This window comes from Brooklawnia propionicigenes, assembly GCF_030297015.1.
Taxonomy (GTDB): domain Bacteria; phylum Actinomycetota; class Actinomycetes; order Propionibacteriales; family Propionibacteriaceae; genus Brooklawnia; species Brooklawnia propionicigenes.
The window spans coordinates 843,767-868,265 of record NZ_AP028056.1; the positions used below are offsets into that span (position 1 = coordinate 843,767).

Consider the following 24,499-nt stretch of genomic DNA (forward strand, 5'->3'; position numbering starts at 1 on the left):
ATGCAGATCTTGATCGACACCGATCCCGGCATCGACGATGCCATTGCCCTGCTGCTCGCCTTGCAGTGCCCCGATCTCGATGTGGTCGGCATCACGACCGTCGCCGGCAACGTGGGCCTCGAGCAGGCCACGCGCAATGCGGCCGGCTTGCTGCAACTGGCCGGACGCACCGACATCCCGTTGCACTACGGCGCGGCCGGTCCCCTTTCCGGACCGTCGCGCAGTTCCGCGGCCCATGGCCTCGACGGCTTGGGCGGGGTGGCATTGCCGCACGACCGGGTCGAGGCAGCACCGGACGCGGCTCAGTTCATCGTCGATACCGTGAACGCCAGCCCTGGTGAGGTGACCTTGGTGACGATCGGACCGCTCACCAACCTCGCGCTGGCACTGGAGCTCGACCCCGGGCTGGCCGGCAAGACCGGTGGATTGATGATGATGGGCGGCGCGGAAGGCGCCGGCAACATCACGCCCTCGGCCGAGTTCAACTTCTGGTGCGACCCGCCGGCCGCGCAGCGGGTTCTCGCTGCCGGCTTCCCGAATCCGATCATGGTCGGTCTGGACGCCACCCATCAGGCCTTCATGTCGCCCGGTGTGCGCGAACTGCTCTATCAAATCGATCATCAGCAAGCACGTTTCATCTTCCAGATCACGCGCGAGTACGCCGACTACTACTGGCGGACGCACCGCCAGGTCGGGGCCGAGTTGTGCGATGTGCTGGCCATTGCGCTATTGAGCCGCCCGCAGCTGGTGAAGCTGGTGGACGCCCATGTGGAGATCAGCACCAACGGTATTACTGAGGGACGCTCAGTAGTCGCCCGCACGGACCGATTCCGTGACCTGGCGCCGAACGCCAAGGTCGCCACATCGGACGTCGCGACCCGGGAGTTCTTCGAGTTCTTGCTGACAACGCTGTTCCCCGACGATCGGGGCGACATCGTCCGAGTGCTCGACCACGAGTACCGCCGTTGAGCCGACAAGGACGCGGGTTCGCATCGCTGGATGGGTTCGCATCGCTGGATGGTTCGCACGGCGTGACGACACTTGCTGAGTTAGCGTGGCAGGAAGCCAACAAGGAGGCTCTCCGATGAAGAAAACCCCTGCATTGCTCACCGCTGTTCTGTTCGCCGTTACCCTGGCTGCCTGCGGGAGCCAGGATCCGCTGAGCGGCTCAAGCGATCCCGGTTCGCCATCGGGCCAAGCGATCGTCATCGGCTCGCAGCAGTACTACTCCAACGAGATCATCGCCGAGCTGTATGCGCAGGCCCTGGAAGCCGACGGCTACCAGGTCGACCGGCAGTATCAGATCGGCCAGCGAGAGGTCTACCTACCCGAACTGGAGTCCGGGGATATTGATCTCATTCCCGAATACAGCGGCAACCTGCTGCAGTATCTGGACTCGTCGTCCAGCGCGAGCACCGGCGCCGAAGTGCTGGCAGCCCTCGCTGATGCGCTTCCGGCAGGTCTGCGGGCGCTCGATGCCGCCGAGGCGACCGATCAGGACTCCTACACCGTGACCCGCGCGACGGCCGAACAGTACGGGCTGTCCTCGATCGGCGATCTGACCAAGCTGCCGCAACCGGTCACCGTCGGGGCGAACTCGGAGTTCGCCACCCGCCCCTACGGCATCCCGGGCCTGCTGAGCACCTACGGCGTCCAGGCGACATTGACGCCCATCGAGGACTCGGGTTCAGCGCTGACCGTGAAGGCACTGGTCGACGGCACCGTCCAGGTCGCCGACATCTACACCGCCAGCCCGGCGATCGCGGCAAACGATCTGGTCAGCCTCGACGATCCCGAGTCGTTGATCCTGCCGCAGAACGTCGTCCCGGTCGCATCCGACACCGTCGACGAGCCGGCAGTGGCGATCATCAACAAGGTCACCGCCCAGCTGGGCATGACCGACCTGATCGCACTGAACCAGCGCAGCGTGGACGAGGAACTCCCCTCGTCCAAGATCGCGTCCGACTGGCTCACCGAGAAGGGGCTGATCTGATGACCGCTGCTGTCGACATCCTCCGCGACAGTTTTGAGCGAGTCGCGGACGACCTGCCGGCCGCTCTCGAAGGACTCACCGCCGAGCAGTTGCTCTGGCAGCCCGCGCCCGCGGCCAACCACATCGCCTGGCTCGCCTGGCACATCGGACGCTGCGAGGACGCCCAGATCGCCCCGATCGGTGCCGTGCCCCAGGTCTACCAAGACGGCTGGGCGAAGCGTTTCGCCTTGCCGTCGGGTCCCTCGGCGACCGGATACGGCCAGAGCATCGAGCAGGTGCGAGCATTCCCATTGACCGATCCGAGCCTGTTCACGGGCTACTACGCTGCCGTGCACGCGGCCACCCAGCGCGTGCTCGACGGGTTGAGCGATGATGATCTCAGCAGCACCGTCGAGGACTCCTACCGGGTGACCGTTGCCGTACGACTCGTATCGATCGTGAACGACATCACCCAGCACCTGGGGCAGATCGGCTATCTGCGCGGACTCATAGAGAAGGGGTAACACACGAATGAATGGCACTTGGCAAGGGCCCATCGCGATCATCGGGGCCGGACAACTCGGCAGTTCACTGCTCGAGGGTCTGGTGCGGCTCGGGGTCGAACCCAGCACCATCCATGCCGCCACCCGCACACCGGCCCACGCCGAACATCTCGCCGAGCGCTTCGGTGTGATCCCGGCGGACGCAGCCAGCGCAGCGGCTCAGGCGTCCAGCATCATCATCATTTCGGTGCGTCCCGACCAGGTCGTCAACGCGCTCGATGAAATCCATGACCAGATCCAACCCGGTGCCATCGTCGTGTCGATGGCGGCCAACCCCGATCTGGCCACCCTCGCCGCGCATCTGCCGCCAGGCACTCCGCTGGTGCGGGTGATGCCGAATCCAGCGATGGCCGTCAACGCCTCGCTGACCGGCATCTGCCCGGCTGACGACTGCCCTCCCGCCGCGGTCGCGAAGGTCCGCGCCTTGTTCAGCGAGTTCGGTTCGTTGGTGGACGTCCCCGAATCACAGATCGGCTTGATCGGGTCACTGGCTGGTCACGGCCAGGCGGTGGTGTACTACGTGGCGGACGCGATGGTGCAGTGGGGCGTCCTGGAGGGCTTCAGCCGAGCTCAGGCACGGACGATCGTCGCCGGCGCTATCGCCGGGGCGTCCAAGGTGCTGAACGAGACCACCGCCTCACCCAACGCGCTGCAGAACCGGGTCACCACACCCGGCGGCAGCACGGTGAAGGCGATGACCGAGCTGGACGCCCAAGGCGTGCGGGCAGCGGTGATCGAATGCATGGATGGCGGACGTTACGCGCGGCGCTGACTACTGCCCCTGATCGCTGCGGGCGTCTATGACGGCGCCCGCAGCCTGGTCCAAGGAGATGCCCTCACGCTCGGCGATGGTGACCAGGTCGGCGTACTCGGGCTTGCTGCGCCGCACCCCGTAGCCGCTGGCCACCTTCACCCGCACGTCGCCGTACCGGGTCGCGACGGTCTGCTCGACGCGGTCGAGGGTATGACGGTGGCACAGATGCTCGCGCACCCCGATGGTGGTGGTGTGCCGGAAGATGGCGCGCACCACCTCCTCAGCGGCTGCCGGTGGACACAGGCAGGTCAGCAGCACGCCCGGGCGTCCCTTCTTCATGCTCACCGCGGTGGTGAAGACCTCGACCGCGCCGGCGGCGAAGATCTGCTGCTGGGCATAGCCGATGGCTTCACCGGTCATGTCGTCCAGATTGCAGCTCAGCTCGATGACGTCGTCGCCCGAGCCGGTCTCCGCGAGCTCGCCGAGCAGTGCGCGGACGCAGTTCGCGGCCTCGAAATCCTTGGAACCCATGCCGTATCCGGCCGCCGTCACAGTCATCGCCGGCAGCGCGGGGACGAATTCGTCCACGAAGTGTTTGAGCAGGGCGGCGCCGGTAGGCGTACACAGTTCGCCGCGGATCGTCCCGCCGTATACCGGGATGCCGCGGAGCAGTCGCTCGGTCGCCGGCGCCGGCACCGGGACGATGCCGTGCGCGCAACGTACCTTGCCGCTGCCCACATGTACCGGGGACGCCAGCACTCGCTGCGGAGCCAGCCAGCTCATAAGTAGACAGGCGCCGACGATGTCCGCGATGGCATCAGCCTCCCCGACCTCATGGAAGTGCACCTGATCGACCGGCAGACCGTGCACGGCGGATTCGGCTGCGGCCAGCTGCGAGTAGACCGCGATCGCGTCGGCGCGGGCCTGTTCGGGGATGTCCAGCCCGTTCACGACCTCGACGACCTGCGGGAAACTGATGTGCGAATGGGTGTGCCCGCGTGCACCCTCATGATCCTCGTGCCCGTGCGGATCGTGGGGATGATGGTGGTCATGCGACGTGCCGTGATCGTGAGCGTCGCCATGGTGGTGGTGTTCACCACCCTCGCCATGGTGATGCTCATTGCCGGCAGACGCGTCGGGGTGATCGTCGACGTCCACACTGTGCTCGCTGACCCCGTGCACACTGACGTTGATATGAGTGCCGGTGATGCCGCACTTGACGCTCGATTCGGCGGTGACGCTCACTCCGGGCAACCCGAGACCGTTCATGACCTGCAGGAATTCGGCGCGGCGCTGCGGCAACAGCTCCAGCAGGGCCGCGGTCAGCATGTCGCCGGCCGCGCCCATCCCGAGGTCCAGGTAGAGCGTCGTCACTTGGCCACCCCCATGTGGTTGATCATGCTGGCCAGATAGCCGGCGCCGAATCCGTTGTCGATGTTGACCACGCTGACCCCGCTCGCGCACGAGTTCAGCATGCTGAGCAGTGCCGCCAACCCCGAATAGGAGGCACCGTAGCCGACACTGGTTGGCACCGCGATGACCGGGCAGTCCGCCAGCCCGGCGACGACGCTCGCCAGCGCCCCTTCCATACCTGCCAGCACAATGATCACCGAGGCGTCCATGATCTCGTCGGTGTGCGAGAGCAGCCGGTGCAGCCCGGCAACCCCCACATCGTAGAGCCGCACGATCTCGTTGCCGAGGGCCTGCGCGGTGATCGCGGCCTCCTCGGCGACCGGCTGGTCGCTGGTGCCGCCGGTGGCGATCACGATGCGTCCCATGCCGTCGGGCGGCGGCATCGTCCCGGCGACGGCGATGCGGGCCTCGGGGAAGTACTCCAAGCCCATTCCGGTATCCAGGCCCGCTTCCAGCTCAGCAGCGGCATCGGTCTCCAGACGCGTGATGAGCACCGCGTGCTGGCCTGCGGCAAGCAGCGCGGCAGTGATCGCCCGGATCTGTTCCGGAGTCTTGCCCGAACCGTAGACGACCTCGGGGATGCCTTGGCGAAGTCCGCGGTGCAGGTCGAGCTTGGCGAAGCCCAGGTCTTCGAACGGCGCCTGCCGCAACCGCTGGACGGCGTCGTCCACGCCCACTTCGCCGCTGGCGACCTGCCGCAACAACCGCGTGGTCTCGCGCTGGTCCACTACCCCACCTGTTTCTGCCCGCTCACCGGGCCATCGAGAACGTTACAGCGAATCCCGCAGCCGACCTCACTGCAGGCCCGACGGGCGCACCGCGACCGACTCGATGACCGCATCCTCGGTTGCATCCAGGGCGAGCTTCACGGCCGCGGCCACCGATTCGGGACGCAGATAGGCCTCGGGGGTGTACGGACGCCCGGCCCGAGCCTGCAGTGCGACCTGCATGTCGGTGTCGACCCGGCCCGGATGGATCGAGGCCACCCGCAGCCGGCCACGTTCCTCTTCGCGGAGCGCGTCGGTGAAGGCCCGCAGGGCGAACTTGGACGCGGAGTAGGAGCCGTTGCCCGCTCCGGCGTGGAAACCGGCACCGGAGTTGATGGTGACTACCTGACCGTGTGAAGCGCGAAGCAGCGGCAGCAGCAGCCGCGTCAGATCGGCCACGGCAACAACGTTGAGCTCGAACTGGCGGCTCCACGTCTGGCGCGAGGTCTGGGCAATGGTGCCCCCCTCGCAGATCCCCGCCGAATGCACGACCGCATCCAGGCTGTCCAGCTCGGCTGCCGCGTTCGCGACCGCCATTGGATCGGTGAGATCCGCGACGAAGGGCGCAGCGTCCGGGAGCAGGTCGACCACCGGCTGGACCGTTTCGATTCGGGTGCCGCCCACCAGCACCCGCCAGTCACTCGCCAGCGCATCCGCGACTGCCCGTCCGATGCCGCGACTGGCCCCGGTGATCAATACGACTCGTCGCTTCGCTGCTGTCATGTCTCTATCCTATTGGGGTCGCCCAGAGCGGCTCACGAGCTGACAGGCGCGGGGCCGAACACCCCGGTCAGAGCCTCCATCTTGGCGTTGGCAAGCAGAAATAAGGGCAGCTACCCGTTTGGCGACCGTGGTTTTGCATTCGGCTCGAACTTCACGCTATAGTTTCCGAGTTGCCTGAACAAGGCAACGCGACCTGGCCCCGTAGCGCAGTTGGTTAGCGCGCCGCCCTGTCACGGCGGAGGTCGCGGGTTCGAGTCCCGTCGGGGTCGCCAAGGCCAGGTAGCTCAGTTGGTAGTAGCGTTCGCCTGAAAAGTGAAAGGTCGGCGGTTCGACCCCGCCCCTGGCCACCCCGACATGCCTGATCAGGCCCACCATCGCGGTCGAGATGGGGCCCATAGCCGGCTTGAGCCAGCCAACTCCGGGCAGGCGCGAATGCGGCTGGCCCACTCGTCCACTGAGCAGTACGTACGTGCCTCCCCCGTCCGCCCACTCCTGAACGCTCGACGTAAATGAGTTCGCTCGCGTTGCAACAGAAGCGAACTCACTTACGGCGAGCGAACAGTACCGACAGCGAGCGAACAGTACCGACAGCGAGCGTACTGCCGGCCGGACTCAGCGCACGTAGACCTTCATCCAGCGCGTGATCTCCGCGAAAACCTCATCGCGCACCGGCTGCGGCGACAGCGTCAGGTCGTGCAAGCCGCCCTCGATACGAATCAGGGTCACCACTGGCCCCAACCGCCATGCCAGCGGAGCCAGCTTGTCGACAGCGAGCACCAGGTCGACCGATTTGAGAGACTCATCCCACTCGGTTGCGTTCAGATCGCTGCGAGCGCTGATCATCATCAGAACCGGGCATTCGATCGCCAGCCCGGCTGCGACTTTGGCCTGGCCTGCCAGGATGGCTTTCACCCAACCGAGGCGGGGGATGAAGCCCTTGTTCGATTTGTAGTCCAGGTCGTAGTCCCACTCGCCCTTCATGGAACTGGAGATGCTCTCGGCATACAGGGCCGATTCGCTGACCGGGATTCCGGAGGTGGGTTTGAACGCCGCCGCCGTCTCCAGCAGTGGCCGCTTCGCGCGCAGCATCAGATCGGACCCGCTCATGTCCAGCCAGGGTGAGTTGAGCACGACCCCATTGACCGGACGGTCGGTCTGGGCGGCCCACAGGCTGGCGATCAGCCCGCCCGTGGAGTGGCCCATCAGCGTGATCAGGTCGTGCCCATCCTCGCCGATCAGCCGGTACGCCTCGTCGAGTTCACTGACGTAATCGTCCAGACTCGTGATGTATCCGGCGAACAGACCCGGACGCAGATTGCGGCCGTAGCGCCGCAGATCGATCGCGTAGAAGTCGAAACCGCGTCTGTTCCAGTAGTCAGCCAGGTGCGTCTGGAAGAAGTAGTCATTCCAGCCGTGGACGTACAACAGCGCCCGATCATGCTCGGGTTCGTTACGCCGGACCAGTGTCGCGGTCAGTGGCTCGTCCGGCTCACCGTCGACCGCTGCGGCATCGGCGACTTGCCAGGCACAAGCACGATAGCCGGGCAACAGACGATCATCTGTCCACATGGGCGAAACTCGGCGAGGCTGACCTCAGCGACGATCCTCGTCATCGTCAGGGTCGTACGCAACCAGGTCATCCTCGTCGTACTGACCCACGAGATCAGCGTATTGTTCCGGAATCTCGGCGTAGATGTCCTCCACGCTGCTGGATTCCCCACGGAGCTCTCGCTCCAGTGAAGCCAGATCTGTGTTCACCGCACGATACTTCAGATCGCGGGCTACCTTTGTCTGCTTCGCCTTTGCACGGCCGCGCCCCATATTGGGTCGACCCCCTCGCTTTGTCCCTCGCGACCGTAGCCGCGGCATAGTGAATAAGAAACTGTCGTGGCACCTAGGCTACCCAATCGAACGCCGCTAGGCCAAAGCCGGGCCGAAGCGTGGGCAGCCGATTTGGGCACCGGGCACCGTGGCATCGGCCACCGATCCCAGTCCGACAGGCAGATTCACCCTTGCGAATAATGAGAACCGACCGGCAACCCTTGAACCGGGGAGAACAGCTGTTTCAGCGGTGCTGCCCAGCCAGCTCCACCCGCGGATCCTCGGCGGACGATGCGACCATCTCGCCGCAGATCCAGGCGTCCACGCCGCGGTCGGCCAGCAGCTGCACGGCGGCGTCGGCGTCCTCGGGGGCCACCACCGCCGCCATCCCGACACCCATGTTGAGGGTCGCCTCGATATCGCGCTGACTCACCTGCCCCAACCGCTGCACCAGCGCGAAGATCGCCGGCGGCGTCCACGCTCCCCGGTCCAGATGCGCGGTGACTGTGCCGGGCAGCACGCGGGCCAGATTGTTGGCCAGCCCACCACCGGTGATGTGGCTCATTGCGTGCACCTGGACGCCATGGATCAAGGCCAGCGCGTCCAGCGCGTAGACCCTGGTGGGCTCCAGCAGTTCCTCGCCGACGGTGCGGCCCAGCTCCGGGATCGACGCTTCCAGGCTCAGCCCGGCTTCGTCCAGCAAAACCCGGCGCACGAGCGAGTAGCCGTTCGAATGCAGGCCGGACGACGCCATCGCCACGACCACGTCGCCTGGACGCACCCGTTCGGCGCCGATCATCTCATCGGCCTCCACCACGCCGACCGTGGCGCCGGCCATGTCGAAATCGTCGGGTCCCATCAGCCCCGGATGCTCCGCGGTCTCACCGCCCAGCAGTGCCGCCCCGGCCGCCACGCACGCCTCGGCGATCCCGCTCACGATGCTGGCGATGCGCTCGGGGACCACATGTCCGCAGGCGATGTAATCGGTCACGAACAGAGGTTCGGCACCGCAGACCACCAGGTCGTCCACGAGCATGCCGATCAGGTCCCAGCCGACGGTGTGGTAGATGCCCATGGCCTGCGCGATGGCGACCTTGGTGCCCACCCCGTCGGTGCTGGTGGCCAGCACCGGACGCCGGTATCCCTTGAGCGCCGAGGCGTCGAAGCAGCCGGCGAAGCCGCCCAGCCCGCCCATCACCTCGGGCCGGGTGGCCCGCGCGACATGGCTCTTCATCAATTCGACGGCACGGTCGCCGGCCTCGATGTCAACCCCGGCGCGGGCGTAGGCGGACTGGCTCATGCGTTCTCCTGGTCGATGCCCAGCGCGGCCGCCGCCCCGTGGGGAATGTGAATCGGGTACTTTCCGTCGAAGCAGGCCGAGCACAGCTGACTGGCATCCAGCCCGACCGACATGTGCAGCCCGGCCAGGCTGACGTAGCCGAGCGAGTCGGCCTCGATCGCCTGCGCGATCTCTTCGGTGCTGAGCCCGGGCGCGATCAGCTCGGCGCGAGTCGCGAAGTCGATGCCGTAGAAACAAGGCCACTCCACCGGCGGGCTGCTGATGCGCACATGCACCTCTCTGGCCCCCGCCTCCCGCAGCATCCGGATCAGCGCGCGCTGCGTGTTGCCGCGCACGATCGAATCGTCCACCACCACCAGCCGCTTGCCGGCGATCACCTCGCGCAACGGATTGAGCTTGAGCCGGATGCCGAGCTGACGGATCGTCTGCGAGGGCTGAATAAAGGTTCGTCCGACGTAGGAGTTCTTCACCAACCCCATACCGAACGGGATACCGGATTCGCGTGCGTAACCCAGCGCGGCCGGGGTGCCCGATTCGGGCACGGGGATGACCAGGTCAGCTTCCACCGGATACTCGATGGCGAGCTGCCGGCCGATCTGCACCCGGGTGGGCTGCACCGGACGCCCGGCGATCTTCGTATCCGGACGGGCCAGGTAGACGTATTCGAACAGGCAGCCCTTGCGGTCGGTCTCCGCGAAGCGACGGCTGCGCAGCCCGGCCGAGTCGATCGTGATGAACTCCCCCGGCTCGACCTCGCGCACGAATGTCGCGCCGACGATATCCAGCGCGGCGGTCTCGGAGGCCACCACCCAGCCGTTCTCCAGTCGTCCCAAGACCAGCGGACGAACCCCGTTGCGATCGCGGGCCGCATACAGCGCGGTCTCGGTCATGAACACCAGGCAGAAGGCACCGGCCAGCTTGGGCAACACGTCCAGCGCGATCTGCTCGATGGGCTCCCCATCCGGATAGCTCGCCATCAGCGCCGTGATCAATGCGGTGTCGTTCGAGGAGTCCATCTTGTCCTTGTGCGGGACATCTTCTTGTTCGGCCGCCGCCAGCAGCTCCTCGATCTCATCGGTGTTGGTGAGATTGCCGTTGTGGGCCAGCGCCAGTCCGCCACCACCGATCTGCCGGAAGGTGGGCTGAGCGTTCTGCCACACCGACGCACCGGTGGTCGAATAGCGGTCATGCCCGATGGCCAGATGCCCGGTCAGAGAACTCAGCGTGGCCTCGTCGAAGACCTGGCTGACCAGGCCCATGTCCTTGAAGACCATGATGCGTTTGCCATTGGACACAGCGATGCCGGCGGACTCCTGGCCGCGGTGCTGTAGGGCGAACAACCCGTAGTAGGTGAGCTTCGAGACGGCCTCGCCGGGCGCGTAGACCCCGAAAACCCCGCATTCTTCGTGCGGCAGATCGTCAGTCATTCCGGGTGACGTCACTGAGCGATCCTATCGCGGCCTCCGGGCAGGCGACCACCGCAGCCAGTGGCCGGACGAGGCCCACGTATCGCAGGTCGGCGCCTTCGGTATTCGCTAGAGGATATGGGATAATGGGCATCGCGTTTTCAACGATGAAGGGAAACCAGAGATGCGCGTAACGATCACCGATCTCGATCACGATTCTTGGGCAATCGAGCAGGGCGTCGCCGAGGCCGAGGGCGTCGAGTTCCAGATCATTCACGGCGGCAAGGACGCCGGTCTTGATCCGCGGGTGAAGGGCTCCAACGGCTTGCTGGTGCAGTACGCCGATATCACGGCAGAGGTCATGGACTACCTGCTGCCCGAGCTGAAGGTCATCGGCCGTTACGGGGTCGGTGTCGACACCATCGACCTGGATGCAGCCGAACAACGCGGCATCGTCGTGGTGAACGTGCCCGACTACGGCACCCAGTCAGTGGCCGATCATGCGATCACGCTGGCGCTGGCCGTCGCCCGCAACCTGTCCACCCTGGATGCGCTGGCCCGCAAGTCCACCATGGACCTCGCCACGGCGATGCCGATCCATCAGTTCGTCGACCAGACCTTCGGCGTGCTGGGCTTCGGCGCGATCGGACAAACCTGCGCCAACAAGGCCCGCGGTCTTGGATTCCAGACCCAGGTCTGCGATGTGATGATCCCGCAGGGCACCACCGAGGTCGACGGTTTCCCGGTCGTCAGCCAGGACGAACTGCTGGCCACCAGCGACATCATCAGCGTGCACGTCCCGCTGATCCCGGCAACCAAGCACCTGTTCAACGACGAGACCTTCGCCAAGATGAAGGACGGCGCGATCATCGTCAACACCGCGCGCGGTGGCGTCATCGACACAGACGCCCTGATTCGCGCTGTCGAGTCGGGCAAACTGCGCGGCGCCGGCCTGGACGTGCTGGAGATCGAGCCGGTGCCTGCCGACAGCCCGCTGCTGAAGCTCAACCGCGTCATCCTGAGCCCGCACGCCGCGTACTACTCCGAAGAGTCCTATTTCCAGCTCAAGCGCCGCACCATGCAGAACGTCATCGACGTGCTCAAGGGACGCGAGTGCAAGAACATCGTGGTGCCGCGCAAGAAGTGATCTCCTAATGTTGTGCACATGCAGCGGCATCTAGCACATCAACGCAAGAGCTACGAGCAGGGCCAATTGGACGAGGCGGACGCGACCGCCCAGCCATTGGCCCTGTTCTTGCGTTGGCTTGCCGACGCCGAGAAATCGAAGAACGTCACCGAGTCCAACGCCATGACGCTGGCGACTGTGGGATCCGACGGTCGCCCATCCACCCGCGTGGTGCTGATCAAGGACGCGGACGAGCGCGGTCTGGTCTGGTACACCAACTACGACTCGCGCAAGGCTCAGGAGTTGGCGGTTCATCCCCAGGCCGCACTGCAGTTCCATTGGGTGGAGCTGGAACGGGTCGTCCGCATCGAAGGCCTCGTCGAAAAGGTCAGCGCCGAAGAATCGGACGCCTATTTCGCAGTTCGTCCGCTCGATTCGAGGATCGGGGCCTGGGCGTCGCCCCAATCGCAGGTAATCGCCAATCGCGGGGTACTGCTGGCCAATGCCGCCCGATATGCCTCCCGCTTCGGGCTTAACCCACCGCGCCCGCAGAACTGGGGTGGTTACCGACTGATACCCGACTACTGGGAATTCTGGCAGGGACGCAAATCCCGGCTGCACGACCGCATCCGTTACCGGCTCAGCGATGGCCACTGGATCAGCGAACGCCTGGCCCCGTAGGCGCAACCGAAGGCCGTCGGCGCTGGGGTGCCGGGCATTGCGATGGTTCAATCGAGGCATGAAAATCGGAATAGGAAGTGACGGTTCAGGCTACGGCCTGAAGGGCATCATCGTTGATCACCTGATCGCCTCGGGACACGAGGTCGTCGACTACGGACCGGGCGAGGGCGAGCAGCCCGAGTACTCTGCCACCTACGCGCGCAAGGTCGCTCACGCGATCCGCGACGGCGAGGTCGAGCGCGGGGTGCTCATCTGCGGCACCGGTATCGGCATCTCGATCTCGGCGAACAAGGTGCGCGGCATTCGTGCAGCGGTCTGCTCCGAACCGTTCACCGCTCGCCACACCCGCGAGAACAATGGCTCACAGATCATCGCCTTCGGCGCGTTCGTGGTGGGGCCCGAGATGGCCAAGGCCATCGTGGACGCCTTCCTCGGCACCGAGTTCAAGGGTCTGGTCGACCAGGAATTCAACGACCGCTTCAACAAGATCGCAGCCATCGAGGACGAGGAGCTCGCCATCGCGCAAGGCTGAATTGGGGCACAGGGTTTTCTCATAACTCGCACAGGGTTCCCCAATAGAGGTTTTGCCTAACCCAAACAACGCCGCGGCTCTATTAAGAGAATCGCGGCGTTGTTTTATTTTCTCATATTCCATGAATGCCCTTTGACAAGGGATGTCGTCGCGCCGACCCTGTGATGAACAGCGGGTATAAGAACTCGCCGGCGCATCGAAGGCGAGCCTTGGCTGGCTTGTCGGTGACTATTCCGGTTCCTATTCTTTGGAATATCAGACAGAGGATTCCCGAATCCAGAAAGGGCCGATCATGAGCACCATCACCGCCATCAAGTCCTGCACCACCACCTCTTGCGCTTTCAACCACGACGGCTGCACGGCCTTCGCCATCACCGTCGGCGGCCAGGGAGCCAAGGCTTCCTGCGGCACCTTCATCACTCTCGACGCCCGCGGCGGCCTGCCCACCAACAACGGCCAGGTCGGCGCTTGCCAGCGTCTCGAGTGCGTGCACAACTCCGATCTGATGTGCACCGCCGAGTCGATCGATATCGCCGGCGCCGATGCGGAGTGCCTCAGCTACCAGGTTCGCTGACTGATCACCCGGCCCAGGGACGTGAGCTGAACCAGCTCACGTGAGACGCGTGGGTCCCCGCCGAAGCGGGGACCCACGCGTCTTCTCGTTTGTGACGGAGCGGCTCAGATGTGCGGTAAGCGCATCGGTGCGCTGTCGACCAGTCCCTCGACTTCGCGGCACAGATCGTCCAGCGTCGAGACCTCATGCTCGAAGGCCGCGAACACGGAGTAGGTCTCGGTCGGCTCCACCGTCAGCATCGTGATGCCGGTGCGGTCGACGTCGGCGCAGAGCACCTGATTCCACGTGTGGGGGCAGCCGCCGAGCGCGGACTTCCGGGCGCACAGGCGTCCCCCGATGGATCCGTTCAGCACTGCATCGCGAATCCCGCGTAGCGAGTCGTCGCTCAGCGCCATCACCACGTGGTGCGCGTCGAACTCGTCCTCGGCGGAGGGAAAGGCTCGCTCGACCGTTTCGGTGAGCAGCTCATCGAAGCCGAAGCAATGCACGCCGGCGCTGTCGTGAATCAGGCAACGCTCGGCCTCGACCACGCCCAGGCGGCCATTGGGAGCGCCGGCGATGGCCGACACCGTGTCAGGCAACTCGCCCGCAGCGATCAGCTCATCGGTGATCCAGTCGGGCTGCCACTCCAGTTCGCCCAGCAGATGGACGGTGGCCGCCACCAAGCGGAACTGCACTTCCGGCGACTCCTTGGTGATGTCCAGGCGGACGCTGAAGCGCTCCCCGCATTCCATCTGCCAGAGCGGATCGTCCTCACCCGGGCAGGCCGCGACGACCAGCTTGCCGCTACGGGAGATGCCATGAACCATGGCATCACAAGAGATCATCGGAGTACACCGGTAGGCCAGTATGGCCGGGTTCCCGGCGCCTCGCAGGATGCGCTCGGTCATCGAGCGGGCGGTTCGGTCGCAGTCGATCGCCTCGACAGGGACACTTTCGGTCATCTGTGGCGAACCCCTCTCATCTATGTCTTAGGCAAGGCTAGGCTCAGATGACGTCAAAGGAAAGCCGGTCTCAGATATTTCCGCAAGTTTCTTGTTTTCTATTGCCGGTGTTAGTCTCCACCGACCACACCGGTTCGAGCGCTACTCCGCCAAGGCCGCCAGCAACAGGGCTTCGGCCAGACAGACCGCCTCCCAGTCCGGCACGTAGAGCGATTCATCGATACCGTGCATGCGGCAGTCCGGATCACTGACCGCAGTGGCCAGGACACCGGCCCGCGGGAATGTGGTCTGGAACTCGGCGATCATGCCGATGGTGCCGCCGGTGCCGATCTGCATCGGATCGACGCCGAAGGCCTCCCGCCATGCCCAGTTGGCCTTTTCTTCGAGATCGTCGGGCAGCGGAGTGCGGCAGGGTTCGGCCGCTTCACCATCGGTGATGACCAGCTGCGCTCCCCATTCGACCTTGGCTTCGAGATGCTTGTGCAGGCACTCCAGCGCGTTGACTCCGGTGTCACCGGGGGCGATACGCAGGGAGATCCTGGCCTTCGCGACCGGGATCAGGGTGTTGGACGAGGCCGCAATCGGCGTGGTGTCCAGCCCGATCACGCTGATGGCGGGCTTCAGCCAGGTACGGGCCGCGATCGGGCCGCTGCCGATCAACTGAACGCTGTCGAGCACCGCGGAATCGGCCCGAACGCTTTCGGCGGTCTGCTCGACTGTGGTGTCCTCGCTACTCACCAGGCCCTCGACGGCAACATCGCCGTTCTCGTCGTGCAGGGTCGCCAGCAGCCGGCACAAGGTGGTCAGGGCGTCCGGCACCACGCCACCGAACTCACCGGAGTGGATCGCGTGGCTCAGGGTGCGGACCTCGACAACGCAATCGACGACTCCACGCAGGCTGGTGGTGAAGGCCGGCTGGCCGATACCCCAGTTTCCGCAGTCGGCAACGATGTAGAGATCTGCCGCGAGATCATCGGCGTTGTCGGCGAGGATGCGTCCGAGGGTGGGTGAGCCCATTTCCTCTTCGCCTTCGATGAGGACGATGACATTCACCGGGGGCTTGCCGTCGAAGGCCCGCAGCGCCGCCAGATGGGCGGCCACGCCGGCCTTGTCGTCGGCGGTGCCGCGTCCGTAGAGCCGGTCGCCACGACGCTCGGCCTTGAACGGATCCGACGACCAGTGCGTCGGATCGCCGGTGGGCTGGACGTCCATGTGCGCGTAGAGGCAAACCGTCGGCTTGCTCGGATCGACGTCGAAGTGCGCGATCACCGCGGGTTGACCGCCGGCCCTGACGATCTTCACCCGATCGCAGTTGAGTTCCTGCAGATGGTGTGCGACCCGTTCGGCGATCGCCTGCATGTCGGAGGCATGCTCGGGCTGCGAGCTGACCGACGGAATAGCCACCAGCCCCACCAGATCCTCGGTCACTGACGGCAGCACAGCCTGAGCGCGTTCACGAATCGTGGCAACATCAACCATGATCCTGACCTTACTCCCGCCGGCTTCGAGGTTGCGTCTGGTCCGCGGCACCAAGGTCACCGACGGGTTCGCGCCGGGGCGGCGGCTGCGCTCAGGCCATGGCGGCCGGGATGGGCGCCGCCCAGGCCTCGCGGATCTCGTCCAGCGGCAGCGAGAAGAATCCCTCCACGGTCAGCTCGCGTTCGCGGTTGACCAGGCCGATATCGGCCACCGGGACGCCGTGGTCGGCGCACAGCGCACGGAATGCGTCCAGTTTGGGTCGCTGCACCGACACCAGGGCGCGGGCCGGAGTCTCGCTGAACAGCATCGCGGTGGCGTCCAGGCCCTGGGGCAGCGTCACGGTCGCACCGTAGCCGCGGCGCAGGCAGGACTCGGTGAGCGCAATCGCCAGTCCGCCCTCCGACAGGTCATGGGCGCCGCCGAGCAACTCCTGCTTGGCGGCCTTGATCATCACTGTGGCGAGCGCCTGCTCGGCGTCCAGGTTGGGGAACGGCGGCAGGCCGCCGAGATGACCGTGTATGGTCTCCGACCAGGCCGAACCCCCAAGTTCTTCCTTGGTCTCACCCAGCAGCAGGACGCTGTCCCCCGGCTTCGCGAAGCCCATCGGGATGCGCTGGCGCACATCGTCGATGACGCCCAGGATGCCCACCTGCGGGGTGGGCAGGATATTGCGTCCGCCGGTCTGGTTGTAGAAGCTCACGTTGCCGCCGGTCACCGGCACGCCGAGGGTCCGGCAGCCATCCACCAGCCCCTTGATGGCCTCCACGAATTGCCACATGACTTCGGGGTCTTCCGGCGAACCGAAGTTCAGGCAGTCGGTCACCGCGACCGGCTGCGCACCCGAGACCGCCACATTGCGGTAGGCCTCGGACAATGCCAGCTGGGCACCCAGATAGGGATTGAGCTGGCAGTACCGGCCGTTGGCGTCGGTTGCCAGTGCGATACCCAGGTTGGTGAGTTCGTCGATGCGCACCATGCCGGCATCATCGGGCTGAGACAGCACGGAGTTGCCACGCACGAAGCGATCGTACTGATCGGTCACCCAGCTGCGATCGCACAGATTCGGCGACGCGACCAGCCTGAGCAGCTGAGATGCCAACTCGGGGCCCTCGCTGGAGCGCGGCAGATGGTTGTCGTGGTCGGCGTTCAGCGCGTCGATCCAGTCCGGGCGGCCCTGCGGGCGGTCGTAGGTCGGTCCCTCGTGGGCGACGGTGCGGGGGTCGACGTCGACGATGCGCTGACCATGCCAGTCGATGTACAGCCGGTTACCCTCGATCAGTTCGCCGACCACCGTGGCCTGCACATCCCACTTCGCACAGATCTCCATGAACCGTTCGACGTCGTCCGGCTCGCAGATCGCCATCATGCGTTCCTGGGACTCGCTCATCAAGATCTCTTCGGGGCTCATCGTGTAGTCGCGCAGCGGCACCAGATCGAGCTCACAGTGCATGCCGCCGTCGCCGGCCGAAGCCAACTCGCTGGTCGCACACGAGATACCCGCGGCACCGAAGTCCTGCAATGCCGTGACGACGCCCGCGGAGAACAATTCGAGGGTGCATTCGATGAGCAGCTTCTCCATGAAGGGGTCGCCCACCTGCACGGCCGGACGCTTCGACGGCTTGGAATCGTCGAAGGTCTCCGAGGCCAGGATCGACGCGCCGCCAATACCATCGGCGCCGGTCGACGCTCCGTAGAGGATGACCTTGTTGCCAACCCCGGTCGCCTTGGCGAACTTCAGGTCCTCATGCCGCATGACGCCCACGCACAGCGCGTTGACCAGCGGATTGTCCGCATAGGTGGCGTCGAAGTAGACCTCGCCGCCGATATTGGGCAGTCCAAGACAGTTGCCGTAGCCGCCGACGCCGGCAACGACTCCGGGCAGCACACGGGCGGTGTCGGGGGCTTCCAGCGGGCCGAACCGCAGTCCGTCCATGACTGCGATCGGTCGGGCGCCCATCGCCAGGATGTCGCGGACGATGCCGCCCACACCGGTGGCCGCCCCCTGGTAGGGCTCGACGAACGACGGATGGTTGTGTGACTCCGACTTGAAGGTGATCGCATAGCCCTGGCCGATGTCCACCGCACCGGCGTTATCTCCGATGCCGGCCAACAGCGCACCGCGCGGAGTCGTCTGCGGCAGTGCTGCGAACCGCTTCAGATGGATCTTCGAGGACTTGTAGCTGCAGTGCTCCGACCACATGACGGAGTACATCGCCAGTTCGGCGCCGGTTGGCCGGCGTCCCAGCAGCTCGCGGATTCGCTGGTACTCATCTTCTTTGAGCCCGAGGGCTGCCCACGGCTGCTCGGCGTCCGGAGTTTCACGGGCATTCTGCACGGTGTCGACCACGTACTAAGGCTAGCCGAGCGCGCCACGCTCCTCACGCGGTGATCGAGTTGCGGCCATGTGCAACAACGGCCCGGCGATTGCGCATGCGAGTCGCCGGCGCAACCGCGAGCCGGTACCGATCAGGCGGTCAGCGCCAAGAAGTGCTGGACCGAGGTGAAGAAGGTCAGTCCGTCACGGGTCTGACTGGTGAGTGCCTCGACGCTGTGCTCGGGGTGAGGCATCAGACCGACGACATTGCCACGCTCATTGGTGATGCCGGCGATGTCGTTGCGTGACCCGTTCGGGTTGTCGATGTAGCGGAAGACGACCTGGTTGTTGTCCTCCAACTTGCGCAGGGTCGCAGGGTCGGCCTGGTAGTTGCCCTCGCCGTTCTTCAGCACGATGGTGATCTGCTGGCCGACGGTGAAATCGCAGGTCCACACGGTGTCGGTGCTCTCCACCCGCAATTTCTGCTGCCGGCAAACGAACTTGCGTCGCTCATTGCGGATCATCGCCCCGGGCAGCAGATGGGACTCGCACAAGACCTGAAAACCGTTACAGATGCCGAGTACGGGCATTCCGCTGTTCGCGGCGCTGACGACCTCGTCCATGATCGGGGCGAAGCGGGCGATCGCTCCGCAGCGCAGGTAGTCGCCGTAGCTGAAGCCGCCGGGCAGGATGACTGCGTCCACCCCGTCGAGGGAGTCGGAGGCGTGCCACAACGACACCGGCTCGGCACCCGACAGGCGCACCGCCCGCAAGGCGTCATGATCGTCCAGCGAGCCCGGAAAGGTAACGACGCCGATGCGGCTCACGACTCTTCCACCCGCACGTCGAAGCTCTCGATGACCGTGTTGGCGAGCAGTTTCTCGGCGGCGTCGCGGATCTGGTCGATCCGCTCGTCGGTCAACTCCCCCTCGACGGTGATCTCGAAGCGTTTGCCCTGACGCACCGTCAGGCCCTGATAGCCGAGGCGCTGGAGCGATCCGGTCACTGCCTTGCCCTGAGGATCGAGGATCTCGGGCTTGGGCATCACGTCGACGACTACTCGTGTCATACCGGCAGCTTATCGCCTAACCGAGCTTGAGCTCGCGACCCGTCAAGCGCTGGAAAGCGGTGAGATAGCGCTCACGGGTCTTCGCCACGATTTCGGGGGGCAGTGCGGGAGGCGGGGTGTCAGTCGTGCGGTCCCAGCCCGATTCGTGCACCAGCCAATCGCGCAGGTACTGCTTGTCGAAGCTGGCCAGCTTGCCGCGCGACCATTCCTGCGCATCCCAGAAGCGGGACGAGTCGGGCGTCAGCACCTCGTCGCCGAGCACCAGCGTGCCATCGGCGCGCAGGCCGAACTCCAGTTTCGTGTCGGCCAGAATGATCCCCCGCTCGCGGGCGATCTGCTCGGCTCGGGCGTAGATCGCCAGCGTGGCATCCCGCAGCCGGGCGCCGAGTTGCTCACCGATCTCGGCACACATCGTCTCGTAGGAGATGTTCTCGTCGTGTTCGCCCAACTCGGCCTTGCGGGCCGGGGTGAAGATCGGCGTCTCCAGGCGTGAGCCGTCATGCAGTCCAGCCGGCAGCGGGACCCCGCAGACCATGCCGCTCGCCTGGTACTCCAGCCAGCCCGAGCCGGTGAGGTAGCCCCGGGCCACCGCCTCGATCGGCACCATGTCGAGGCTCTCCACGATCATCGCCCGCCCGGCGACCTCCTGCGGGACGTCGGCGGAGATCAGGTGATTGTCGATCAGACCGGAGAGTTGATCGAACCACCACAGCGAGAGCTGAGTCAAGACGATGCCCTTGTCCGGGATCGTGGTGTCGAGCACGTAGTCATATGCGGAGATGTTGTCGGTGGCCACCATCAGCAGCTGGCCTGGATCGGGCAACGCATAGAGTTCGCGCACCTTGCCGGCATGGATGAGGGGCAACCCGAGATTCCCGTATTGGCTCACATCGCCAGCCTAGCGGCGCGTTCCCGCATGGGTCTTCCGCGTTCACCGTGCCTGATCTTCTTCAGTTGGGGCGTTGGATCGATCCAAATGGCGGTTTTCGCTCGATTCGGCGTCAAGTGAAGAAGACCAGGCACGGCCGGCCGGTGGTCCGCCAAACGGGAGCTGCTCCGGAGTGGCGGCCGGACCCACCTGTGAGCCGGCCACTAGAGTTGGCGTCAAGGAGGGTCCACTGGTGCTCGAGCTCGTTTTCTTGGCTGCAGGCCTGCTGGCCCTGGCCGCGGCCGTTGCTGTCGTGCTGGCCCAGCGCACCCCTGCCGAACACGCTCAGGCCGCCATCCGGGTCGGTCTTCTCGAACCGGAGTCCCGCCTCAATCCCCCCGCCGATCTGCGTCCGGGCATGCTGGGCGCGCTCATCGACGGCGAAGTCAGCGACCGTGACCTCAAGTTGACGCTGCTCGACCTGGCTGCCCGCGGCTATCTCACCATCACGCCCACGACCACAGCCTCCGGGCGGTCCACCTGGCAGCTCGACCGTACGGTCAAGCCGATCGACGCGACGCTGCTCGGTTACGAACACGCACTGCTCACCCGGCCGTTCGAGAACGGCTCGGTCCTGCTCAACCAGCTCGCCCGAGACCCGGCGAAACCCCTTGAGCAGGCGCGGACCGCCGTGTCCGAAGAGGTCCGGGCGAAGGGCTGGTTCCTCACCGACGCCAAGAGCCGCCATTCCCGGTGGGGGTGGATCGGAGCGCTGGTCTTGGTGCTCGGACTACTGGCGACCGCTTTCATGCTCATCGACTGGGCCGCCACCAACGACTTCCGCGGCGTGATCGGCGGCCTGGGTGTCGTCGCTGCCGGGGTGCTACTGGCCTCGAAAGGGCGGGCCCGCAGCTCACACACGCCGGCTGGCGTCACGGCTTTGACCCATGCCGAGCAACTCAAGTCGGCGCTGCATGACCTGCAGCCCGAAGAGATCGCCGTCGTCACTGCCGGCGCCGAGTTCAGCCGCCTGCTGCCGTGGGCGATCGGCTTCGGCGCCGAGACGAAGCTGGCGACAGCCGTGGACGACGAGTTGCAGCGCGCCGCCAAGTGGGGCCAGCACGTCGAGCTGCAGCTGAGTTGGCTCACCTCGGAAGCCGGGCACCAGGTCGATGGCGACGCCCGGAAGATCGCAACGGAGGTGGCCACGGTGGTCAATCGCAAGACCAACGGACGCGGGCACGCCCAACGGGTGGCGACCCCCGCCTAGCCGGGCCGGGTTCCCCCACCGGACTAAGCTTTTCGCTGCGAACGACAGGAGGCGCAACGATGACCACTCCGCCGAACGATCCCGGCCGGGGCCAGCCGTCCGGCACCTTTGGCCACAGCGGTCAGAACCCGGGCGGCTACGACCCGGACAGCTCGAGGAGATATGGCCGAGGCATCTCGGGAAGCGACGGCCCCGCCGATCAGCCTGCAGGCTATGTACCCCGTTTCGCCCAGCAGGGGCCCAGCCAGCCGGCGGCCGCACAACCAGGCTTCGGTCAAACCGGACAGCCGGGCTACAACTACTACGCTGCGCAGCAGCCCGGCCAGCAGGGTCCTGCGCTGGCCGACTCGACTGCCTGCAGTCCCGGGCAGCAGCGCCGGTTCGCGGGTGCCTACCGGCCGCAGGATCCCCAGAAACTCAAGCGGCGCCGCCTGATCGCCGTCATCGTCATCGTGGCAGTGGTCCTCGGTATCGGGGGCTATCTCTTCTTCAACTGGTTCACCTCACGCAATGATGAGCGCGACAGCCAGGCCGCGATGAATGGCCTGCTGACCGCGCTTCAGGCAGGCGACGCAACCGCGGCGCTCAGTTACCTCGACCCGGGTTCGATTGCTGTCGACGGCCAGCCGCTGCTGACCGATGCGGCAATAGCGAACAACCCGAACACTTTCGCTTTCAACCCGAACTTCGTGTCCAGCAAGTCGGGTGGCGGCTACAGCCATCAGGCCAGCGTCCAAATCAACGGCACGACGCGAGTCGTTCAGTGGGATGTCAAGGAGATCGACGGCACTTGGAAAGTGGAAGGGGCCGACGTCCTCGGCCAGATCAACCTGGGCAACGGCCAGTCGGTGCAGATCAACGGCATCGCGGTTGGCCCGGGGCCGACAACGCTGAGCGCCCTGCCAGGAAGCTACACCGCGAGTTCCGAACTCGCGCTGCTCTCGTTCGCGCCCAGCCAGGCCGATTTTGACATCTTCACCGGCGGGCAGACGTCGATCGACGCTGAACTGATCGTTGCCGACGGGGTGCAAGAGCAGGTCGTCGATCAGGTCCGCGAGATCCTCAACGGCTGCGTGGCGGCGAAGGCCTCCCCGGGCACCTGCAACTGGGCGATGACCTTCTCCAACGGGCATGCGGTGGACGGCACCATCACCTGGACGCTGTCGCCGGAAGATCCTGCCTCCCAGATCACCGTGCCGACCACCGGGTGGACCGCAGCGGAGGCCTACACGCAGACCTTCGCCTTGCGGTACCAGACGATCGCGGCCGGCGAGGGCCAGTTGGACGATGGCAGCCGCGGCAAGTTCGACGGTTATACCGCCACCCGGACCAGCTACTTCAGTCTGGACCTGTCGGGCGACACTCCCGTGATCAGGCTGGTGTCCTGATCACGGTGCCGGCGCCGCTCGTCCACCAGGAGGCTGCCTGCGGGATCGCTCGCTGAGGTCTGCAGAGGGTGTGCCGTCTGCAGGGGTGTGCCCTAAGCCTCAGAGAACTGTCCCGGGCTGATACGCGGCCGCTTGCGGATCGGCGTCCACCAGCGGAGTGATCTTGGCCACCACGCGCTCCACCTGGCGGGCGGCTGCCCCGGTCAACTCCAGCGGTGCGCTGACCAGATGATCCAGCTCTTCACGGCTCAATCCGAGCCGCGAATCGGCAGCCAGCCGGTCGAAGAGCTGATTCGTCCGGTCACCGGTGGTACGCATCTCCAAGGCGACGGCGACTGCATTCTGTTTGATGGCCTCGTGGGCGTCCTCGCGTCCGACTCCCTTGCGGACCGCGGCCATCAGCACCTTCGTCGTGGTCAGGAAGGGTAGATAGCGATCGAGCTCGGCGGCGATCACCTTTGGGAAAGCGCCGAACCCGGACAAGACGGTCAAGAAGGTCTCGTAGAGCCCATCGAGCGCGTAGAAGGCGTCCGGCAGTGCGATGCGCCGCACCACCGAGCAACTGACGTCGCCCTCATTCCACTGGTCGCCGGCCAGTTCGCTGATCATCGACAGGTAGCCGCGGATCACCACGGCGAGCCCGTTGACTCGCTCACAGCTGCGGGTGTTCATCTTGTGCGGCATCGCCGACGAGCCCACCTGACCCTCCGCGAATCCCTCGGTGACCAGCTCGTTTCCGGCCATCAGCCGGATGCTGGTGGCCAGATTCGACGGCGCGGCCGCGGTTTGGGCGAGTGCGGAGATCGCATCGAAGTCGAGCGAGCGCGGGTAGACCTGGCCGGTCGAGTCGAGCACCTGCCCGAATCCCAGCCCGGAGGCGATCCGCGTCTCGAACTCGTCGAGCTTGGCGAGGTCACCGCCGAGCAGGTCGAGCATGTCCTGGCTGGTGCCGACCGGACCCTTGATGCCGCGGGCGGGATAGCGTCCGATCAGGTCATCGAGGCGGGCATGGGCGATCAGCAGCTCGTCGGCGCAGGTCGCGAACCGCTTGCCGAGGGTGGTGACCTGCGCGGCCACGTTGTGGCTGCGTCCGGCGATCGGCTGATCGGTGTAACGGGCGGCCAGTTCACCAAGCCGCGCGAGCACGGTGACCGTTCGGGAACGGATCAGTCTCAGCGCCTCGAGCACCTGCATCTGCTCGACGTTCTCGGTGAGGTCGCGGCTGGTCATGCCCTTGTGGATGTGCTCGTGACCGGCCAGCGCATTGAACTCTTCGATGCGTGCCTTGACGTCGTGGCGGGTGATGCGCTCGCGGGCCGCGATGGAATCGAGATCGACCTGATCGACGACGGCGAGGTAGTCAGCGATCACTTGGTCGGGGTCGTCACCGCCGAATTCGACACCGAGGTCCCGCTGAGCCTCCAGCACCGCGATCCACAGCTTGCGTTCGGCGATGATCTTGTTGATCGGCGACCAGATCGAGCGCATCTGCTCGGACGCATAGCGGTTGGCCAGCACGTTCGGGATAGTCAACT

The 24,499-nt window shown here is 65.6% G+C and carries 22 protein-coding genes, 2 tRNA genes and 1 pseudogene; 12 read left to right on the top strand and 13 right to left on the bottom strand.

The genetic code is table 11. The features are described 5' to 3' along the window. The 4 genes from QUE25_RS03830 to QUE25_RS03845 all read left to right on the top strand — a co-directional run bounded on the left by QUE25_RS03830 (position 1) and on the right by QUE25_RS03845 (position 3,307). Positions 1–969, top strand: coding sequence for a nucleoside hydrolase (locus QUE25_RS03830; RefSeq protein ID WP_286267736.1), 969 nt, complete (start codon positions 1–3; stop codon positions 967–969). Between the two features lie 115 nt (positions 970–1,084). After that, a complete protein-coding gene (locus tag QUE25_RS03835; RefSeq protein ID WP_286267737.1) occupies positions 1,085–1,993 on the top strand; it encodes a glycine betaine ABC transporter substrate-binding protein in 909 nt (302 codons plus the stop codon). Then, a complete protein-coding gene (locus tag QUE25_RS03840) occupies positions 1,993–2,496 on the top strand; it encodes a mycothiol transferase (RefSeq protein WP_286267739.1) in 504 nt (167 codons plus the stop codon). Before QUE25_RS03835 ends, QUE25_RS03840 begins: the two co-directional genes overlap by 1 nt. A gap of 7 nt (positions 2,497–2,503) precedes the next feature. After that, a complete protein-coding gene (locus tag QUE25_RS03845; RefSeq protein WP_286267742.1) occupies positions 2,504–3,307 on the top strand; it encodes a pyrroline-5-carboxylate reductase family protein in 804 nt (267 codons plus the stop codon). On the opposite strand, the gene larC is transcribed toward QUE25_RS03845, so the two are convergent. From larC to QUE25_RS03860, 3 genes are all read right to left on the bottom strand, one after another. After that, positions 3,308–4,663, bottom strand: coding sequence for a nickel pincer cofactor biosynthesis protein LarC (gene larC, locus QUE25_RS03850; protein ID WP_286267744.1), 1,356 nt, complete (start codon positions 4,661–4,663; stop codon positions 3,308–3,310). Then, positions 4,660–5,430 carry a nickel pincer cofactor biosynthesis protein LarB gene (gene larB / locus QUE25_RS03855; RefSeq protein ID WP_286267745.1) on the bottom strand — a complete coding sequence of 257 codons (771 nt, stop codon included), beginning with the start codon at positions 5,428–5,430 and terminating at the stop codon, positions 4,660–4,662. Before larB ends, larC begins: the two co-directional genes overlap by 4 nt. A 66-nt stretch (positions 5,431–5,496) precedes the next feature. Continuing rightward, a complete protein-coding gene (locus QUE25_RS03860; protein WP_286267747.1) occupies positions 5,497–6,192 on the bottom strand; it encodes an SDR family oxidoreductase in 696 nt (231 codons plus the stop codon). Between the two features lie 195 nt (positions 6,193–6,387). Between QUE25_RS03860 and QUE25_RS03865 the strand changes: the two genes are divergently transcribed. Continuing rightward, positions 6,388–6,464 (top strand) — tRNA-Asp (locus QUE25_RS03865). Between the two features lies 1 nt (position 6,465). After that, a tRNA-Phe gene (locus QUE25_RS03870) sits at positions 6,466–6,539 on the top strand. 265 nt (positions 6,540–6,804) lie between these two features. Here the strand turns inward: QUE25_RS03870 and QUE25_RS03875 are convergent. The 4 genes from QUE25_RS03875 to purF all read right to left on the bottom strand — a co-directional run bounded on the left by QUE25_RS03875 (position 6,805) and on the right by purF (position 10,740). After that, entirely contained in the window at positions 6,805–7,761 is a 957-nt protein-coding gene (locus tag QUE25_RS03875; RefSeq protein WP_286267749.1) for an alpha/beta hydrolase, read from the bottom strand. 24 nt (positions 7,762–7,785) lie between these two features. Beyond that, on the bottom strand, positions 7,786–8,061 hold the full coding sequence (locus tag QUE25_RS03880; RefSeq protein WP_425332733.1) for a DUF3073 domain-containing protein: 276 nt from the start codon (positions 8,059–8,061) through the stop codon (positions 7,786–7,788). 196 nt (positions 8,062–8,257) lie between these two features. Beyond that, entirely contained in the window at positions 8,258–9,313 is a 1,056-nt protein-coding gene (purM, locus tag QUE25_RS03885; protein ID WP_286267753.1) for a phosphoribosylformylglycinamidine cyclo-ligase, read from the bottom strand. Further along, positions 9,310–10,740 carry an amidophosphoribosyltransferase gene (gene purF, locus QUE25_RS03890; protein WP_286268486.1) on the bottom strand — a complete coding sequence of 477 codons (1,431 nt, stop codon included), beginning with the start codon at positions 10,738–10,740 and terminating at the stop codon, positions 9,310–9,312. The genes purM and purF overlap by 4 nt, the downstream gene beginning before the upstream one ends. 163 nt (positions 10,741–10,903) lie before the next feature. On the opposite strand from purF, the gene QUE25_RS03895 reads away from it, so the two are divergent. The 4 genes from QUE25_RS03895 (at position 10,904) to QUE25_RS03910 (ending at position 13,632) form a co-directional block, all read left to right on the top strand. Then, on the top strand, positions 10,904–11,866 hold the full coding sequence (locus QUE25_RS03895; RefSeq protein WP_286267755.1) for a C-terminal binding protein: 963 nt from the start codon (positions 10,904–10,906) through the stop codon (positions 11,864–11,866). Between the two features lie 18 nt (positions 11,867–11,884). Continuing rightward, on the top strand, positions 11,885–12,526 hold the full coding sequence (pdxH, locus tag QUE25_RS03900; RefSeq protein ID WP_286267756.1) for a pyridoxamine 5'-phosphate oxidase: 642 nt from the start codon (positions 11,885–11,887) through the stop codon (positions 12,524–12,526). A 58-nt stretch (positions 12,527–12,584) separates the two neighbouring features. Continuing rightward, the gene (gene rpiB / locus QUE25_RS03905; RefSeq protein ID WP_286267758.1) at positions 12,585–13,058 is read left to right on the top strand and encodes a ribose 5-phosphate isomerase B; all 474 of its coding nucleotides are present in this window, start codon (positions 12,585–12,587) and stop codon (positions 13,056–13,058) included. A gap of 292 nt (positions 13,059–13,350) precedes the next feature. Next, positions 13,351–13,632 carry a DUF1540 domain-containing protein gene (locus QUE25_RS03910; RefSeq protein ID WP_286267760.1) on the top strand — a complete coding sequence of 94 codons (282 nt, stop codon included), beginning with the start codon at positions 13,351–13,353 and terminating at the stop codon, positions 13,630–13,632. A gap of 104 nt (positions 13,633–13,736) precedes the next feature. Here the strand turns inward: QUE25_RS03910 and QUE25_RS03915 are convergent, their stop codons facing one another. The 5 genes and pseudogenes from QUE25_RS03915 to QUE25_RS03935 all read right to left on the bottom strand — a co-directional run bounded on the left by QUE25_RS03915 (position 13,737) and on the right by QUE25_RS03935 (position 20,327). Then, positions 13,737–14,576: a hypothetical protein gene (locus QUE25_RS03915; protein ID WP_286267762.1), complete on the bottom strand. Its 840-nt coding sequence runs from the start codon at positions 14,574–14,576 to the stop codon at positions 13,737–13,739. Positions 14,577–14,717: 141 nt separating this feature from the next. After that, positions 14,718–16,055 (bottom strand): M20/M25/M40 family metallo-hydrolase, encoded by a 1,338-nt coding sequence (locus tag QUE25_RS03920; protein WP_286267764.1) that lies wholly within the window; start codon positions 16,053–16,055, stop codon positions 14,718–14,720. A gap of 91 nt (positions 16,056–16,146) precedes the next feature. After that, complete coding sequence (purL, locus tag QUE25_RS03925; RefSeq protein WP_286267766.1) at positions 16,147–18,402, bottom strand: phosphoribosylformylglycinamidine synthase subunit PurL; 2,256 nt, start codon at positions 18,400–18,402, stop codon at positions 16,147–16,149. 119 nt (positions 18,403–18,521) lie between these two features. Continuing rightward, a complete protein-coding gene (purQ, locus tag QUE25_RS03930; protein ID WP_286267768.1) occupies positions 18,522–19,196 on the bottom strand; it encodes a phosphoribosylformylglycinamidine synthase subunit PurQ in 675 nt (224 codons plus the stop codon). Next, positions 19,193–20,327 (bottom strand): annotated as a pseudogene (locus tag QUE25_RS03935) (phosphoribosylaminoimidazolesuccinocarboxamide synthase). The gene purQ and the pseudogene QUE25_RS03935 overlap by 4 nt, the downstream one beginning before the upstream one ends. A gap of 232 nt (positions 20,328–20,559) precedes the next feature. On the opposite strand from QUE25_RS03935, the gene QUE25_RS03940 reads away from it, so the two are divergent. Beyond that, on the top strand, positions 20,560–21,576 hold the full coding sequence (locus tag QUE25_RS03940; protein ID WP_286267769.1) for a DUF2207 family protein: 1,017 nt from the start codon (positions 20,560–20,562) through the stop codon (positions 21,574–21,576). A 59-nt stretch (positions 21,577–21,635) separates the two neighbouring features. Further along, complete coding sequence (locus QUE25_RS03945; protein WP_286267771.1) at positions 21,636–22,964, top strand: hypothetical protein; 1,329 nt, start codon at positions 21,636–21,638, stop codon at positions 22,962–22,964. Positions 22,965–23,063: 99 nt separating this feature from the next. Here QUE25_RS03945 and purB read toward each other — a convergent pair whose 3' ends face one another. Next, the gene (gene purB / locus QUE25_RS03950) at positions 23,064–24,497 is read right to left on the bottom strand and encodes an adenylosuccinate lyase (RefSeq protein ID WP_286267773.1); all 1,434 of its coding nucleotides are present in this window, start codon (positions 24,495–24,497) and stop codon (positions 23,064–23,066) included. Between the last annotated feature and the right edge of the window lie 2 nt (positions 24,498–24,499).